At 41.7% G+C, this 15,176-nt stretch carries 17 protein-coding genes; 5 read left to right on the top strand and 12 right to left on the bottom strand.

Features of this window, described 5'->3' with window-relative positions; all coding sequences use genetic code 11:
• Nucleotides 1-279: 279 nt before the first annotated feature.
• The 6 genes from ED312_RS04660 to ED312_RS04630 all read right to left on the bottom strand — a co-directional run bounded on the left by ED312_RS04660 (nucleotide 280) and on the right by ED312_RS04630 (nucleotide 4,716).
• On the bottom strand, nucleotides 280-996 hold the full coding sequence (locus tag ED312_RS04660) for a DJ-1/PfpI family protein (protein WP_206363206.1): 717 nt from the start codon (nucleotides 994-996) through the stop codon (nucleotides 280-282).
• Between the two features lie 89 nt (nucleotides 997-1,085).
• Nucleotides 1,086-1,529: a carboxymuconolactone decarboxylase family protein gene (locus ED312_RS04655; RefSeq protein ID WP_123214839.1), complete on the bottom strand. Its 444-nt coding sequence runs from the start codon at nucleotides 1,527-1,529 to the stop codon at nucleotides 1,086-1,088.
• Between the two features lie 66 nt (nucleotides 1,530-1,595).
• A complete protein-coding gene (locus ED312_RS04650; RefSeq protein ID WP_123214838.1) occupies nucleotides 1,596-2,168 on the bottom strand; it encodes a Crp/Fnr family transcriptional regulator in 573 nt (190 codons plus the stop codon).
• Between the two features lie 186 nt (nucleotides 2,169-2,354).
• Entirely contained in the window at nucleotides 2,355-3,494 is a 1,140-nt protein-coding gene (locus ED312_RS04645) for an alkaline phosphatase (RefSeq protein WP_123214837.1), read from the bottom strand.
• A gap of 229 nt (nucleotides 3,495-3,723) precedes the next feature.
• Nucleotides 3,724-3,951: a hypothetical protein gene (locus ED312_RS04640; RefSeq protein WP_240643028.1), complete on the bottom strand. Its 228-nt coding sequence runs from the start codon at nucleotides 3,949-3,951 to the stop codon at nucleotides 3,724-3,726.
• Between the two features lie 219 nt (nucleotides 3,952-4,170).
• Nucleotides 4,171-4,716 carry a TPM domain-containing protein gene (locus tag ED312_RS04630; protein WP_123214835.1) on the bottom strand — a complete coding sequence of 182 codons (546 nt, stop codon included), beginning with the start codon at nucleotides 4,714-4,716 and terminating at the stop codon, nucleotides 4,171-4,173.
• Between the two features lie 211 nt (nucleotides 4,717-4,927).
• Here ED312_RS04630 and ED312_RS04625 point away from each other — a divergent pair, with 211 nt between their 5' ends.
• Together ED312_RS04625 and ED312_RS04620 are read left to right on the top strand one after the other, a co-directional pair.
• Nucleotides 4,928-5,386 carry a VOC family protein gene (locus ED312_RS04625; protein WP_123214834.1) on the top strand — a complete coding sequence of 153 codons (459 nt, stop codon included), beginning with the start codon at nucleotides 4,928-4,930 and terminating at the stop codon, nucleotides 5,384-5,386.
• A gap of 189 nt (nucleotides 5,387-5,575) precedes the next feature.
• Nucleotides 5,576-5,755 carry a hypothetical protein gene (locus tag ED312_RS04620; protein WP_123214833.1) on the top strand — a complete coding sequence of 60 codons (180 nt, stop codon included), beginning with the start codon at nucleotides 5,576-5,578 and terminating at the stop codon, nucleotides 5,753-5,755.
• 262 nt (nucleotides 5,756-6,017) lie between these two features.
• On the opposite strand, the gene ED312_RS24215 is transcribed toward ED312_RS04620, so the two are convergent.
• The 4 genes from ED312_RS24215 to ED312_RS04595 all read right to left on the bottom strand — a co-directional run bounded on the left by ED312_RS24215 (nucleotide 6,018) and on the right by ED312_RS04595 (nucleotide 8,983).
• Complete coding sequence (locus ED312_RS24215) at nucleotides 6,018-6,347, bottom strand: transposase (RefSeq protein WP_240643027.1); 330 nt, start codon at nucleotides 6,345-6,347, stop codon at nucleotides 6,018-6,020.
• A gap of 559 nt (nucleotides 6,348-6,906) precedes the next feature.
• Nucleotides 6,907-7,245, bottom strand: coding sequence for a hypothetical protein (locus ED312_RS04605; RefSeq protein ID WP_123214831.1), 339 nt, complete (start codon nucleotides 7,243-7,245; stop codon nucleotides 6,907-6,909).
• A gap of 135 nt (nucleotides 7,246-7,380) precedes the next feature.
• The gene (locus tag ED312_RS04600; RefSeq protein ID WP_148044217.1) at nucleotides 7,381-8,103 is read right to left on the bottom strand and encodes a hypothetical protein; all 723 of its coding nucleotides are present in this window, start codon (nucleotides 8,101-8,103) and stop codon (nucleotides 7,381-7,383) included.
• A 97-nt stretch (nucleotides 8,104-8,200) separates the two neighbouring features.
• Nucleotides 8,201-8,983 carry a hypothetical protein gene (locus tag ED312_RS04595; protein WP_148044216.1) on the bottom strand — a complete coding sequence of 261 codons (783 nt, stop codon included), beginning with the start codon at nucleotides 8,981-8,983 and terminating at the stop codon, nucleotides 8,201-8,203.
• Between the two features lie 531 nt (nucleotides 8,984-9,514).
• Here ED312_RS04595 and ED312_RS04590 point away from each other — a divergent pair.
• Together ED312_RS04590 and ED312_RS04585 are read left to right on the top strand one after the other, a co-directional pair.
• Nucleotides 9,515-10,285, top strand: coding sequence for a carboxypeptidase-like regulatory domain-containing protein (locus ED312_RS04590; protein WP_148044215.1), 771 nt, complete (start codon nucleotides 9,515-9,517; stop codon nucleotides 10,283-10,285).
• 157 nt (nucleotides 10,286-10,442) lie between these two features.
• The gene (locus ED312_RS04585) at nucleotides 10,443-11,396 is read left to right on the top strand and encodes an endo alpha-1,4 polygalactosaminidase (RefSeq protein WP_123214827.1); all 954 of its coding nucleotides are present in this window, start codon (nucleotides 10,443-10,445) and stop codon (nucleotides 11,394-11,396) included.
• 229 nt (nucleotides 11,397-11,625) lie between these two features.
• Here the strand turns inward: ED312_RS04585 and ED312_RS04580 are convergent, their stop codons facing one another.
• Nucleotides 11,626-13,815 carry a xanthine dehydrogenase family protein molybdopterin-binding subunit gene (locus ED312_RS04580; protein ID WP_123214826.1) on the bottom strand — a complete coding sequence of 730 codons (2,190 nt, stop codon included), beginning with the start codon at nucleotides 13,813-13,815 and terminating at the stop codon, nucleotides 11,626-11,628.
• Between the two features lie 84 nt (nucleotides 13,816-13,899).
• Complete coding sequence (locus ED312_RS04575) at nucleotides 13,900-14,364, bottom strand: (2Fe-2S)-binding protein (protein ID WP_123214825.1); 465 nt, start codon at nucleotides 14,362-14,364, stop codon at nucleotides 13,900-13,902.
• A 209-nt stretch (nucleotides 14,365-14,573) separates the two neighbouring features.
• On the opposite strand from ED312_RS04575, the gene ED312_RS04570 reads away from it, so the two are divergent.
• Nucleotides 14,574-15,104, top strand: coding sequence for a DinB family protein (locus tag ED312_RS04570; RefSeq protein ID WP_240643026.1), 531 nt, complete (start codon nucleotides 14,574-14,576; stop codon nucleotides 15,102-15,104).
• Nucleotides 15,105-15,176 lie beyond the last annotated feature (72 nt).

The raw sequence follows: 15,176 nt of genomic DNA, 5'->3' as shown, positions 1-15,176 counted from the left end.
TGCCTGTGGAACAAAAATTGCTATTTTTCGCTTCTATTAAAAAAGTTTAAATGAGTTCATTAATAATTAAGATAATATAATTGATTTTCCTATAATATCCTATCCTTTTTTTCCTGACCTCCCGGTCTCGGTCGTTTCATCTCCGCTACCCGCTGTTCGCAATGTATATCCACGGATATCCTTTCCGTATTTAATATGCCCCTTCTTCCAAAATTTTATTATCGGGGGCTTTTACTTTTTGCAGATTGCGGCAAACGGGTACCGGAGATTTATTATGAATCAGTTTTTCCACTGTTGCAGCCTGTCAAGATATAAGTGAGACTCGACAAGTTTCCTATGCTCCTTGTCCGTGAGCTTTTCCAGCAGTTCCAGGGAAGAGATATAGGAAGCCAGGTTGCCATTCGATGATATAAACTTCCCGTCTTCTACATAACTTACCTCAGAATCATCCTGGACCAGCAGGTTGGGATAATTCTTTTGCAGATCACTACCGCCACCTATCCAGGTCACTATTTTTTTACCATCCGCAATACCCGTTGCCCCAAGAAGTGATGCACCGGCACAATTGCTTACCGTATAATCCGTGTTTGTGTTCTGCTTCGTAATAAATTCAAGCAATTTTGTGTCTTTGACTTTAGTGGTCATATCATAGGCACTGGGTACAATGACAACGTCCAGCTCCGGCGCGTTGCTATAGATATAATCGGGAAACATCTTCAAACCTTCTTCGCAGGTTATCATATCATAGCTTTCCCCGATGGTAATTACATTAAACAACGGTTTCCCTGCTTCTGAATTTTTGGAGAACACATCGAGCGGGGCGGTAACTTCGGTCATTAAAACACCGTTGAACGTAAGTATACCTATCGTCGGTAAGTCCGGATTTAACGGCTTTAGTTTTTGAGATATTTTCGTCGCGGTGGCATCTACCGGATCATTTACCGCCTTGCCATTGGCACTGCTATTGGTCAGATCACTTTGGTCGGATTGTTCCATAGCGGCGTTTTCCGGCTTCTTTTCATTACAACTCCCTAAAAGGATTGCACACAAAATAATGATTACTGTTAAACTTTTGTTCATGATACTCAGTGTATAATTGGTTTATGGGTACTTATAGCTATCCTGTTCCAGACATTAATCATGGTTACGGCCATGATAATCTGTGCCAGGTATGTTTCCGAAAAGAAGTTAAGAGCCCTGTTGTACGTGTTTTGTGTAAGCCCGTTCTGATGTATAAAAGTAATTTCTTCCGTTATGGCTAAAATAACCTTTTCTTCTTCAGAGAACAAATTGGTTTCTTTCCAGGCATCTAAAAGAAATATTCGTTCCTGTGTTTCACCGTATTTCAAGGCGTCTTTGGTGTGCATGGCAATACAAAATGCACAACCGTTAATTTGCGAGGCCCTTATTTTTATGAGTTCCCTATGTGTAGTGGAAAGTTCACTTGTTTTAGACAGGTGCCCCTCAAGGGCTATTATGGCCTTATATGCTTCCGGTTGTAGTTTGTCTACCTGAATCCTTGATTCCATAATGACGTGATTTTTAATATATGAAACAAAGATACAGGCAATGACCGGGAATAAAATTGAACTGGTTCAAGAAGTGCCTTTCCGCCTTAATTTGCTGACGTATTCCGGGGATAACCCCAGGTAGGTGGCCACCAGGTATTGCGGAACATTGTTTACAAAATCGGGGAAAGCATCCCTGAACTTAAAGTAGATTTCTTCTTTGGAATAATCAAAAATATACTTCATCCGCATTAAGGCAGCGCCATAGGCAATCTGGTAAATGGTCCTGAAATAAGTTTCCATTTTTGGAAAGCGTTTTAGCAGTTCTTCCTGTTTTTGCCTGCTGATCCGAAGAACGTCCGAAGATTCTACCGCCTGTATATAAAACTCCGAAACCGTTTTATGCTGAAAGGCCAGATAATCTGTTATCCACCAATCCTTAATGGCAAACTGTATTGTTTGCTCCGTCCCCCTGTCATTGATAAAGTACATATGCATACAACCATTAATAACGAAGTAGTGGTCCAGGGTCTTATCTCCCGCCCGGTAAATGATATCCTTTTTGCGTAACGAAACCCGTTCAAAATAAGAAGCGACCGCTTCAAATTCGGCGTCATTCAGGTCAATGAATTTACAAATATGGTTGTGTAGTTCTTTCATCTTAAAAAGAGATTTACAGGGTTGGTGGTAATTCAAAAGCAGCAAATTACCTGAAATACTCCATATGGTGCCCGTTACACACGGGCATCCATTGTCTTTTGTAGTTGTAATGTTTATGGTACCCGTCTGGTGCTTGTTTGCTACGAGTACCTGTTGTCTTCTGCATTTGCAATGCTTATAAACCAGCTACCTCCCCAAAACCTGTCTGATCTTATGATAGATCTGGTGGTTGTCATAAATACCGCGAAAAACTTCCGAGCCCGGGCCATAGGCAAAAACGGGGACCATTACGCCGGTGTGCCCGCCCGTAGTGAATTTTCCGTCGAGTTCATTGTAGTTGCCATCTTTGGACGGAAGAGAATATCCCCCGGTTTCGTGATCGGCAGTAATGACAATGAGGGTGTTACCGTCTTTTTCCGCAAAGTCCAGCGCCTTGCCGATGGCTTTATCAAAATCAATCATTTCCGTGATGATGTATTCCGCATCATTGGCATGACCGCCCCAATCTATCTGTGAACCTTCGACCATAAGGAAGAACCCTTTGTCCGATTCGTTTTGCAGGTGACGGATGGATGGCGCTATGGAACGCGGCAAAATATCATCCCGCCCTTTAAGGATCGGCTCCGGCTGATCGTCCGCAATAAAATAGCCTACCTTGCCGGAAGCCGTTTCTAATTCATTAAGTGAGTTGATAAAAGAAAATCCTTTACTTTCCAGTTCCCTGATGATGTTCCGGTTATCAAAAGGTTTCTTTTTGGAGTCCACACGGTTTTCGAAATACTTTTTCCCTCCACCGATAAAAAGGTTTACCGGGGCGTTGACCATATCGGCAGCAATTTCATTTTCCATGCTTCGTTTTAACTGGTGTGCAAAAAAACTGGCGGGAGTGGCATGTGTAATGGCACAGGAGGCGATAAGCCCGGTAGAATAACCATCATTGCCCAGAAGTTCCAGCAGTGTTTCTTTCGGTTTCCCGTCCTTGTCTACACCAATGGCACCGTTATATGTCTTTTCACCTATGGAAAAAGCGGTTGCCCCTGCGGCAGAATCCGTAATCAGGTCAGAAGAAGAACTGGTTTTGCTGAAACCTACGTTTGTAATCCGCTCTACATTGAGCGATTTGTTCCGGTATATGGCACTGGAAACCTGGGTAACCCCCATACCATCACCGATCATCAGTATTATATTTTTAGGGCGTTTCCCGGTTTGGTTTATGGTGATTTCCCCGTTTTCCAGGTCGGTTTTGACCGTTGGGCTTACATTTATGCTGCAAGCGGAAATAATAAAAAGAACGGTAAGTGTGCTTAATCTGGCTAGTAATTTCATGGTTCAGTGAATATAAATAAGATTTTAGAATTATTATGGTTTGCACATTTGTTTTCAAATTTAGCAAACACATTGTAGTTATACCTGTTTTCGTCTTTTATATTTCTGTGATTTTTTTATTTAAAAAAAGGGGGGCTTACAAATGCTATTTACAGAGGGGGACACTCATTAAAATATACGCTATAATTTCTTTTTATAGAAAAATAACTTGTTTATAATGAGATGTAAATTATTTTATGGTTCCCATAATTTTTCGAATGGAATTCTTGTCAACCTGTAATGCCTTTAATATTGTTTCTGCCTTGGACTTGTCATATTTTTTAGCATGGTCAAATTCATCAATCAATCCACTTGTCCAAAGCCTTTCATTTATGGTCATGCCGTTAAGACCGATTACTTGCTGAGCTTTATGATAGATTTCTTGTATTGTCATTTTTATTAATTCTATGGGAGCCATACTTTTTTCAGAATGAATATTAACTAAAGTACCTAAAGAGGCTAATAATTCCTATCATGAAAAATGTAAATACGCCAAACAATATATTTATGCTATAAGATTTCATCATATAATCCTTAGTATTCGTAGACTTCCAATCTTTAATTTCCCAATATAGGAAGATAAAAGATAAGCCCAAGCAAATAAGCCCTATGGATAAATCATATTCTTCTTCGTTAATCATTGCTCCTCCCAGTATTCTTTTATTTTGTCCAATCCTTTCTCCAAACCTTCAAAAAACCTTTCATCTTTAAATTCCGGGTTCATTATACTATCTATAATTTTTTTACAAACAGCATCCGTTAAAATTTTTTCCGTACCATAGCCCGTTCCTATCGCAACCTGTCTTAAGTTTTTACTTATCGTAATAACCAGCCCATTGTTTTTTTGTGATTTTCCTACACCCCATGTATTTAGAAGAGCCGTGGTGTAGGGAAGTATACCTTGATACGGAGCAATGGAATCTATGGTAATCACAGCAATCTCCCTGCTCGTTTTCCTTTCGTATTCGCTTAAGGCTTTCTCCAGTTCTTCTCTTTGTTCAGGGGTGAGTATTTGCTCAAAGTCATTGATATATCCAACCGGCTTGGGAAATTCATCCGTATAACCTACCGAAATATTTTTTTGAACAATAGGATTTTGTGGTGCAACCTTTTTTTGAGAATTTGCATCACATGCAAATAATGTAATCCAGAATAATCCAAGTAGTAGTTTTTCTATCCGCATCTATGTGATGTTTAGCCAAAGCAATATACTCTTTTTTCAAAACATACGGATTACAAACAAATAGAGGAAGAACGGCCAAAGTTTAAAAACTTATTCTTTTACTTATCTTTATTCTTTTTTAAACATTGCTATAAAAAACGAACCGTTCTTTTTCAATCTGTTTCATTACATAACGCTAAAATCCAATATTAATCCTGTGAATTTATTATCCATGAAAAAATCATTGTTGCTTCTCATTTCATTTTATTTTTTGTTATCGTTTCAACTCAGCGCCCAGGAAGCAAAGCCCAGGGCCGTTATCAATCATATTGCCGTATACGTTGTTGACCTGGCCAACAGCACGCACTTTTACCGGGACATCATCGGCCTAGATACTATACCCGAGCCGTTTCATGACGGTAAGCACACCTGGTTTTCCATTGGTTCCGGTGCTCATTTGCATTTAATACAGGGCGCAAAGGCTGCTATGGAGCATGACAAAAACAGTCATCTTTGCTTTTCTGTGGCTTCAGTCCCGGATTTTATTAAAGTCCTGGATGAAAACAAAATTGCCTACGAAAACTGGAAAGGCGAAAAGCAAGCTGTTACCAACCGGGTAGATGGCGTAAAACAAATCTATATTACCGACCCCGACGGATACTGGGTGGAAATCAACGATGCCACGGAATAAGAGCAGGAAACTCCTGGGAAGCATTAGTTTAATTAAAATCAGTGATACGATATAAAGAGGAGAGATAACTGACATTTTGACCTATGTCACAACCTGTTCCTGTCTTCTCCTTCAAATGGAACGCATTTTGCCTTTCCGTTCCTATACATATAGTACCTTCTTAGTAGTTTAACTTTAAAAAATTAAATTATGGAGAAAGAACTTGTAAACGTAAAGTTGGTGGGGAAAAAGGGAGACAGGTACGAAATTCTCTTCCCGAATTTAAATGTTCCCGTTTCTATCAATGAAAACTTATACCGTAAAATGCAAAAGAGTACTATGTTCCGGTTTAATCAAACCGCTTCCCCTATTGAAAATTCTTATCCGTAATATTCCGGAAGGCTGGTAAAACACACTCCGGCGCTCGTTGCAAACGAGCGCCCATTATCCCCATTGTTTTTTGCATTTGTAATGCCCGTCAACTAAACCGATCCATATTTCCAAAATCCTTCATAGTTCACCACAATGTCTGCAATTTCACATTAGGTTCCTCCGTCCAATCCTCCATATAAGCCCCATAACTACTATGTACCCAGGCTGATTCTTCATATATCATTCCTGTCGCAATAGGATTGTAATGGATGTAATGCACTCATTGTTCTATTTTTTTTATCGTATCCAGCAGCACCGGGTGAAAACCATCTTTCCATACCTTGTAATGTTTACCCCTTCCGGTTCGTTTGACTGCATAACTGAATTTATTCAATAACCACTCCCGTCTGCTTTCCGGATGTTCCTTAATGCCCGTTATAATTTGTTTGGAAGTAAACTTTTTAAAATCACGGACAATATTTTGCAATTCCTCCCCGGTAGAACTTACAATAAGATGCAAATGGCTGGTCATATACACATACGCATGTACCACCAACCCTTTATGCCCGATGCAATAATTAAGACTATCATCCAATATATTTGTATACACAGGCCGGATAAATAAATCTACCTAATCCGTTACCGTAAGGGTTATAAAAGTGGGGACTGTGCTGTCTATAACTTTATATTTTTCGGACATTTTATTTAAAAATTGTAAGGGGAGTTAGAAACTCAATCTGGTGCTCGTTTGCAACGAGTACCCATTGTCTCTTGCATTTGCAATGCTTCTTTACCTCGATAATTTTTATTTTAAGATGCTTTTACTTTTAAGGGGCGTTACAAACGCGGTTTACGATTGGGCACTCGTTGCAAACGAGCGCCAGGGGAGAGGAATATGTATTGGATTTATGTATGTTTTCCTATTCTTTTTATGTTTAAAGTTCCTAAAATAGTTTCAATTGTAAAATATAGTATCAGAGCGGATAAAAATAAATTGAAAATCATTATGACATAGGGTAAACAATTAATTGAATTAATAATCGGAACAAAAATTAAAAGGCCAAGACAAAGAATAATTTGAACTCCTGATAGTTTAATAACTTTTCTCGTGTTTCGAGTTAACTCATGTTTTTCGGTATCGATAATTTTATATTCATTCTTTACTTTTTCTACAATTGAGTTTTTTTGTACTTCGAGAATATCACAAATTGTATTATAGATCCACTTATAATCTTCTTGTGTATAGTCGAATCAATTCTATAGGATAGCCTTTCAATATCCTTATGGGTATATCCCTTTTTTTCTTTTAAATCTCTATGGAGCCTTTCAATAAATCCAACTTTTTCCTCATCTTCACTATCTATTTCTCTTTTTAGAACTTCTGCCTGCTTTTTTAATCGATTATTCAAATGGTCAACTTTATAAACCCAAAATACTCCCAAAAGGGCTATTAGTGCAGCTAATACTTGAGGGATTGTGCTTAAGGTATAATGAAGAGTGTCTTGCATGGTATTAAATCTATAATCTATATCTTAATTGTATATAATAGCCTTAGATGTCTGTTTGCAATGAATGCCAATTAGTTTGCTTAGCTAACGAATAGATGAAATGGTTCTACAAACGAATGCCAAAGGAAGTTTTTTCTACCCTTTTCCCAAATATTCTTCTATTTGTTTAGGGCTTTGAGGTATTTTACTCTTAACCTCACGGAAGTATTGTATAGTTTCCTTTTTCTTTTCAATATTTTTTTCAAGGTGGACAATTTCTGTTTTAGCCTTTTGTAAAGCAGAATCCAAAGAAGTATTTTCTCCTTTTGCAGCGGTACCTCGCATATAAATAAAAACATTTCCTGACGAACCTATTTCTCTAAAATCAACATCATATTTAAAAAACAAATTGCAATCAGGATAAAAATGCTTTGCCTTCTCTAATAGTTTATATTTGACTTCATTTACAGCATTTTCTTGAATGTTACTTTTTGTCCATGTATCATCAATCACGGACTCAATGGCATATCCTATAGCGCCTCCTGTAAAACGATCACCAGTTGAACTAGCCCCAAATCGATGTATTACCCCAATATCTATCATTCCTAACAATTCAGCATCAAATGGTTCAGTATTAAAAATTTTAATATTTTTTACTGCAATCTCATGAAGCTTTTTATTTAATTTTTTTAATCCTTCATTATCCGTAGTAACGGAGGATATTAGTCCTTCTAAATTCAGCTCTACTCTTTTATAAATACTATCTGCTCCTTTGAAATCTCCTTCAGTCCAATCAGGTTTTTGTAGGTTTTCTGGCAATATTTTGTTTATAGTGTTGATTTGATTAATAGAAAGATTTTTCTTTGAAAATAAGCCCATTTGTAAGAGAATTAATAGTTCGTCATTTATCACAATATTGGTAAATACTAATGTTTGCAAACGAGTACCGGGAGAGGACTCTACATAGTATTACTAATTATTCTATACTAAAATCAAAAACAGATTGATTATTGAAGCCACCCAAAGGTATCGTTCCCTGATAAAAGAAACAATATTCCCCGGGTTCCAATTTAGCTTTTGGGGTTACCTTATATCTTCCTTTACCAATCTCTTCAACTGTAAAAGGAATAGCATCTTTTGTATCTACCCCCATTTGACTGGATGCGGTTATGCCTGTAACTTTCCCGACAACCAATTGCCTTTGATTCTTATTTTTCTTTTGTTTCAAGGTTGTGAGAACAAATTCATTAGGAGACGTAGCACTTTTAAACCACCAATTTACATCTCCCAGATCAGCTTTTTGGGTATTACCAAATTGAAAAATAAAGATTTGATTAGTTCTGTTTATCTTATTGGCAGAACTTGCGTTGTTAATGTAAGACTTTATTTTTGCGGGGGCAATACCATAAGAAAAAGCAGCTCCAAGAGCGTTTGTCCTGGTACCTGAAAATACGGATGGTTCAATTTCTTTAAGTTCACTACTATCTATGTAGAAAAAAATTCCGCTATCCGTTGTAACTGTTGTTTTATCAATCATAGCAGCAATAACATCAGAAGGAATTCCTTTGTCTTTCAAATCTTTTAATACCTCCAGAGAAGTATCAAAATCAGTTTGCGATGAGTTAATTTTAGATTTAATGATTTGATTATCAAAACCTAAATTGTATAATTCTATTATAGTATTATTAGTTAATACTTCCTGTGAATAAATAAGGATAGATGATAATAGAAATAGGGTGTAGATAATAATTTTTCTCATGTTACTTTTATTAATGATTAAGTTTTTATTATTCATTGTTCACTTCAAGAACTACTATTACACTTATAGTTCCTATATAATTACTAATACACCTCACCCCACGAAAAGTCCCAAACCACAACTATTTTTCCAACATTTTTTCCGGGTTGCACATTATATCGATATTAATATGTAACAAAACACCAACACCACCTTACGGTTTCCCACATCCAGATATAAAAACTTCAAACTTTATCTAAAAAAGTATACACCATCTGGCGCTCGTTTGCAACGAGTGCCCACTGTATCCTGCATTTGTAATGCCATTTTGCCGTATTTGATTATCATTATAAGATATGTTTACCTTTTTTTGGGGCGTTACAACCGCTTTTTACGATAGGCACTCGTTGCAAACGAGCGCCAGTTTGAAATATGTTTTAAAAATGTATAATCCTCATGTTAACAAGTTTTTAACGTAGGACGTTAGCCCGAAATCTCCCCTTTTTAAATACTTCTCCCTATCTTTAATGCGTAATGTTCCAAACCATTGCCATGTACAAGACAAAAATGTATCTGTTTCTGGTTACCTGTAGCCTGACCCGACTGGGGTTTGCACAGGAAACATCCCCGGTATCGGGTAAAATATCTTCCTCCGGCGAATTATTGAAAAATATTAAAATAACCAACCTTCATACCGGGATAACTACCTATTCCGACGATGAAGGAAGGTTTAATATCCCGGCCCTTAAAAAAGACAGCCTATTGTTTTCTTCCGGTTTTTTCGAGGAGAAAGTAATTGTGGTGCGGCCAGGACATTTTAAGGAAGCATTGCACATAGATTTAACAGAAAAAGTAAATCAATTGGACGAAGTCATTGTGGAGGACAAGTATATAGCCCCTGATTTTGATGAAAAAGCGTATAGTAACGGGCTTCAGAAGCAGATCGCCGAAGACATGAAAAACGATCCCACGAAATACATGACAAACATGTCCGGAAATATGGATTTCGTCCTCATATTCAATCTCATATACGGCCTTTTTAAAAAAGATAAACCCAAAGAAGCACCTCCAAAAACCATTGTATACGAAGAACTGGATAATTTGTTCAGAAACGATCCGTTTTTCACGGAGAAACTCTTAACCAATGAGCTCAAAATACCCGAAGACTACCGGGGACTTTTTTTAGTGTACTGTGAATCAAAAAAAATCGATGCCACATTATTGGCGCAGGAAAACCAGTTTGATCTTCTGAACCAGCTTATTCTTCACAGTAAAGAATTTCTTTATTCTGTTGATAATGCGGATAGCGAGCCGTGGCATTAAAATGTCTCCTTAATTTCCTCGAATAACTTCCGGCAGGAAAATAAACACACTATAAAAACCGTTATTCCGGAAAGAAGCGAGACAAAATTTCTTTTTAAATTGATGTTGGTGTACCACAACTATCGGCAAAAACAAGCCCTTAAAAACCGTGAGCAACATGAAAACAACCACCATACGCCAAACCTTATGTATTCCGTTAACCTATATATTTATCCTTCTTTTAGCCGGAATAAACATGGCCTGCAGCGATGAAGATGACAAGCTGGCCGCAGGAGAAGAAAACAATCCGCCCACCGAAACAGGAGAAGTCCGCAGTTTTGTGTACCAACTGACCAATTATCCCGATGGTAAACTGGACGCACTGGCGGATGCCCCGCAGGACCTGGCCGTGATAGACCTGGCAAGGGATGGGGGCGAAGGCTATTTTACCAGAGAAGAGATAGAAACCCTGCGTAATTCCGGGAAAAAAGTGCTGGCCTATTTTTCTATGGGAACTAACGAGACCTACCGCCCGGAATACGAAGCCGTAGTAGAAGCCGGCCTGCAACTCAACCACTGGCCCGACTGGCCTGATGAGTATTTTGTGAAATACTGGGAACCGGCCTGGTGGGAACTGGCGGTAAAGGGACGTATAGACCAGGCCATTGCTGCCGGGTTTGACGGGGTGTACCTGGATATCCCCAATGCTTATGAAGAAATAGACCTGGACCTCGTGCCCGGTGAAGACCGGGAAAGCCTGGCTAGGAAAATGGTAGACCAGATCATCCATATCGGCGAATATGCCAAAGCACAGTCGCCCGGCTTTCGCATATTTCCCCAAAACTCTCCGGAACTACGCCATTACGAGGGCTATACCGAAGCCATAGATGGCCTGGGCGTGGAAGACCTTTTTTTTAGGGATGCCGATATTCCCTGTACGGAAGACTGGTGTGCCGAAAACCTAGCCAACGTACGGGCCCTGAAGGAAGCCGGGAAAGTAATTCTTGCCGTAGATTATGCCAACAAAGCAGAAAACAGGTCTTACGCCTGTGAACGCTATGCGCAATACGGCTTTGCCGGTTATGTATCAGTGGTAGAACTGGACAGGATAATGCCTCCCTGCGGGGAATAGGTTATACGAAGCGGCTTTCCGCTATAGATCAGGCTTGCGGTTAATAACCATGTCACAGGCTTTCAAACTCTCCGTTCCCATTGAAGTTTGTCCGTTTCTTTTTGTCCGAAGGGAGGTGTTTTAATGCGGTTTTCATTTTAGGGGTAAACAGATAGAGGTTTCCTTTATTTCACAGTTTTACGTTTCCACCTGAATGACGGGATGTTCCGCTCACTGGCAAACTCCACAATTACAGATACTTCTCCAAAGGCAACCGCCTTACCCTTTTGCCGCAAGCATGATAAACAGCATTGACCACAGCCGCAGCGGAAGGGCCTTGCGCAGCTTCCCCGGCACCGAGTGGCGAGGCATCCGGGCGGTCTATAATGGTAACATCAACTTCCGGGATTTCGTTGAAGCGAAAAACAGGATAGGAGTTCCAGTCCCTGCTGGTGATCTGTTCCGTATTAAAGGTCACTTCCTCTTTCAGGGTCCAGCTTGCCGATTGTATCATACCGCCTTCTGTCTGGTTTTTCAGTCCGTCCGGGTTAATGGTTTCGCCTGCATCGATAACGCTCCACATTTTTTGCAGGTTTATCCTGTTATCTTTATCCACTGCAACCCTGGCAGCTACCGCACAGTAAGCGGCGGAATTTTTATAGCGGGAAAAAGCAATACCAATGCCCGTTCCTTCCGGATGGGATTCTGCCGAAACCTGTTCCCGGAGTTTTTGCACCACATCGCGGGCACGGGGGTCGTCCAGGTGCATCAGGCGGAATTCATAAGGGTTTTTTCCGGCGTGCTCGGCAAGTTCGTCCATAAAACATTCTATAGCAAACAGGTTGGCGTAGGCGCCCAGTCCCCGTAAGGCCGATACACGGAGCGGCCCCTTAAAAAAATGCGCATGCACCCTTTGGTTGGGAATCTGGTAATACGGTTCCGCATTGCGGTAGCCGCCGCCGAGAAAACCCGGAGAGTCATCTGTCATAGGCCTCTTAAGGTACTGGGCAGGTAACAGCCGGCCGGGATTACCTCCCGGTCGGGTACTGTGTGTATCGGACCACAGGTGGTATTCCCAGTGGGTAATACGTCCCTGCGGACTCAACCGGGCCTTGTTTTCCAGTATCATGGCACTGCCATAGGGCTCCCAGGCGTGTTCCTCCTGCCGGGACCACTGTAGGCGGATGTGGTTACCGGGGTGCGCAAGAGCAAGGAGTGCCACCTCCGCAGCCACATCGTCCGCCCCGTTATGCCCGTAACATCCTGCCCCCGGTACTCCCTGTATATGAATGTTTTCCTGAGGCATATCCAGCATGCCGCTGAGTGTTTCCCGTAGCGGAAATACGCCCTGGCTGTGTGTCCAGATAAACAACTGGTCTTCTTTATAAAGTCCCACGGCACAGGATGGGCCTATGGCGCCGTGCATAATGTACGGTTTAAAGTAAGAAGCCGATATCCATTTCTTTTCCGAAGTATCCCCGGCAAAATTTCCCTTGTTCACCACGGTTTCATCTACAGTAGGGAGAGATTTCAGGTATTCCGGCAATTTTTTATCGGCTATATCGGGCAGGGGTTCGGATATTGACCAGCCGGCATTTTGCTGCACATATTCCTGGGCCTTGATCGCCGTGTATTCGTCCCGGGAAAGGACCGCCAGGAAACTGCCGTTCCTTACGATCTTCAGCAACTTCGGAAATTCCCTTTCGGCTACATCCTCATCTATCGATCGGAGTTTTGCCTTATACGACGGCGGGCGTACTACACGGGCATGTACCATGGCCGGAAAGCGCAGGTTATGCACAAATACAGGCTGTGCGGCAACCATAAAATAAATATCCTTACGGGCTACGGGCTTACCTATAATATGGCGTTCCTTCCGTGGTTTTAGCTGTACGGGCGGGCGTACTACGTCTTCGATCTGCCGTCCGTCGAGTACCTCGCTGAAAGATATGCCCGAACTGTTTTTATCCGTACCTATGCGGCCTTCGGAGATCCACAGGTCGGCTATGGGAGCATTGAGGCGGGGAGCGGCAAGTTCCAGTAGTTTCTGCCTCGCATAAGCCGCTGCATAGCGGACCGACATGGCACTGCCTTCTATAGAACCACTCCCCGAAGTATATCCCTCATCCGGTGTACGGTCCGTATCCGCAATAACTACCTGTACCTTATTCATCTTCATGTACAACTCTTCCGCAGCCACCTGGGCTACTGCCGTACGGATGCCCTGGCCTATCTCTATCTTTCCGGTATATACCCTGAGGCTGCCGTCCGGCAGGATTTCCAGCCAGGCGTTTACCGAAGTATGGCGGCGAAGTCCGCGCGGAAGTTCCTGTACCGGGGAAAGTACATCCGGAAATGCAGAAACCGCCCCGAGGGTAAAACCTATGGTCAGGCATCCGGTGGTTTTGATAAAGTTTCTTCGGGTCTGTAAAGTCTTCATGTCATTAGATTTTCGGTTCGGGGAATTTTGTGTTTCGGGGCCCGTGGGCGGGAGAAACACTACGGGGCAAAAAAGCCGGTTTCTCTATAATTCTACTTTTTTAATGGCCCGTATCATCCTGGCCTGTGTACCGCAGCGGCAGAGTACCCTTTGCATGCCATTTCGTATTTCCTCGTCATTCGGCTTCGGGTTATTCCGTAACAGGGCTACTGCGGATATGATAGCACCATTCAGGCAATATCCGCACTGGGCTGCCTGTTCCTCCGCAAAAGCTTTCTGAACAGGGTGAAGGGTATCGGCATCCGGGGCAAGGCCTTCGAGCGTCGTGATCTCTGCTTCTGTGACCGCCTGTACCGGAATATTGCAACTGGGCACCGCATTGCCGTCCATCAGCACCATGCACGCCCCGCACTGGGCCAGTCCGCAACCAAACCTGGGGCCGTTGAGTTCCAGGATATCCCGCAATACATACAGGAGCGGTGTGGCAGGGGCGGCCTCCACAATATGAGCCTTACGGTTGACGGATATTCGGAATGTAGCTGTATCCATGGGTAGAATTTTGATAACAAGAGGACTACACGTCTGTCTCTTTTCCTATAAATATAAAGAAAAGTTGATGAGGAGTAAAAACAGAGGTGTTTTTTAACAGGGTATAACAGCCGTCCGGACCTTGTTATACCCGGGGAAGGAAACCGGAAAAACCGATTAAAAAAGAGGGTATTCCATTGGTTTCCCTCGAAAAAAAATGGCTACCTTTCGTGAAAAATACAATGATGCACTCAAGGGAACTTCAGGAAACCGAATACCACTCTTATTACAGCAACTACATCCTTGCCCTGGATGAGACGGAACTGCTGGAAGCATTCAAAAATACCGAAGCGGAACTGCTCGATTTTATCCGCAACCTGCCCGAGGACAGGTTGCTATATCGCTATGCCGAAGGAAAATGGACCGTGGCCGAAGTACTGCAACATATTGTGGATACGGAGCGGATATTCGCTTACAGGGCCCTGTGCTTTGCCCGTAATGACAAGACTGATCTCCCCGGATTTGAGCAGGACGATTACGTACCATACTCCAATGCCAATAACCGGACCAAAGAAGAACTGATGGTAGACCTGAAAGCCGCCCGACTGAATTCCGTATCGCTTTTTCATACTTTTACCAGGGAGATGCTGATGCGTTCGGGGACCGTAAGCGGTAACCAACTTTCCGTACGCGCCATAGGCTTTATTATCTCCGGGCACTTAAAACACCACCTGAGAATACTGAACGAGCGGTATTTATAGTTGCTGAGTTTGTGAGTTGGGGAGTTTGGAGGGGCATGTACTAATATAACCCACCCCCAAGGATTGATGATA

Source organism: Sinomicrobium pectinilyticum, from assembly GCF_003725735.1.
Classification (GTDB): domain Bacteria; phylum Bacteroidota; class Bacteroidia; order Flavobacteriales; family Flavobacteriaceae; genus Sinomicrobium; species Sinomicrobium pectinilyticum.
Note: the sequence above shows the minus strand (reverse complement) of the source record. Positions and strands in the feature narration are given on the sequence as shown.

Coding starts and splice junctions, on each gene's coding strand:
- ED312_RS04660 (WP_206363206.1), bottom strand. CDS start 996: ATGGAACAATCCGACCAAAGTGATCTGACCAATAGCAGTGCCAATGGC.
- ED312_RS04655 (WP_123214839.1), bottom strand. CDS start 1,529: ATGGAATCAAGGATTCAGGTAGACAAACTACAACCGGAAGCATATAAG.
- ED312_RS04650 (WP_123214838.1), bottom strand. CDS start 2,168: ATGAAAGAACTACACAACCATATTTGTAAATTCATTGACCTGAATGAC.
- ED312_RS04645 (WP_123214837.1), bottom strand. CDS start 3,494: ATGAAATTACTAGCCAGATTAAGCACACTTACCGTTCTTTTTATTATT.
- ED312_RS04640 (WP_240643028.1), bottom strand. CDS start 3,951: ATGGCTCCCATAGAATTAATAAAAATGACAATACAAGAAATCTATCAT.
- ED312_RS04630 (WP_123214835.1), bottom strand. CDS start 4,716: ATGCGGATAGAAAAACTACTACTTGGATTATTCTGGATTACATTATTT.
- ED312_RS04625 (WP_123214834.1), top strand. CDS start 4,928: ATGAAAAAATCATTGTTGCTTCTCATTTCATTTTATTTTTTGTTATCG.
- ED312_RS04620 (WP_123214833.1), top strand. CDS start 5,576: ATGGAGAAAGAACTTGTAAACGTAAAGTTGGTGGGGAAAAAGGGAGAC.
- ED312_RS04605 (WP_123214831.1), bottom strand. CDS start 7,245: ATGCAAGACACTCTTCATTATACCTTAAGCACAATCCCTCAAGTATTA.
- ED312_RS04600 (WP_148044217.1), bottom strand. CDS start 8,103: ATGGGCTTATTTTCAAAGAAAAATCTTTCTATTAATCAAATCAACACT.
- ED312_RS04595 (WP_148044216.1), bottom strand. CDS start 8,983: ATGAGAAAAATTATTATCTACACCCTATTTCTATTATCATCTATCCTT.
- ED312_RS04590 (WP_148044215.1), top strand. CDS start 9,515: ATGTACAAGACAAAAATGTATCTGTTTCTGGTTACCTGTAGCCTGACC.
- ED312_RS04585 (WP_123214827.1), top strand. CDS start 10,443: ATGAAAACAACCACCATACGCCAAACCTTATGTATTCCGTTAACCTAT.
- ED312_RS04580 (WP_123214826.1), bottom strand. CDS start 13,815: ATGAAGACTTTACAGACCCGAAGAAACTTTATCAAAACCACCGGATGC.
- ED312_RS04575 (WP_123214825.1), bottom strand. CDS start 14,364: ATGGATACAGCTACATTCCGAATATCCGTCAACCGTAAGGCTCATATT.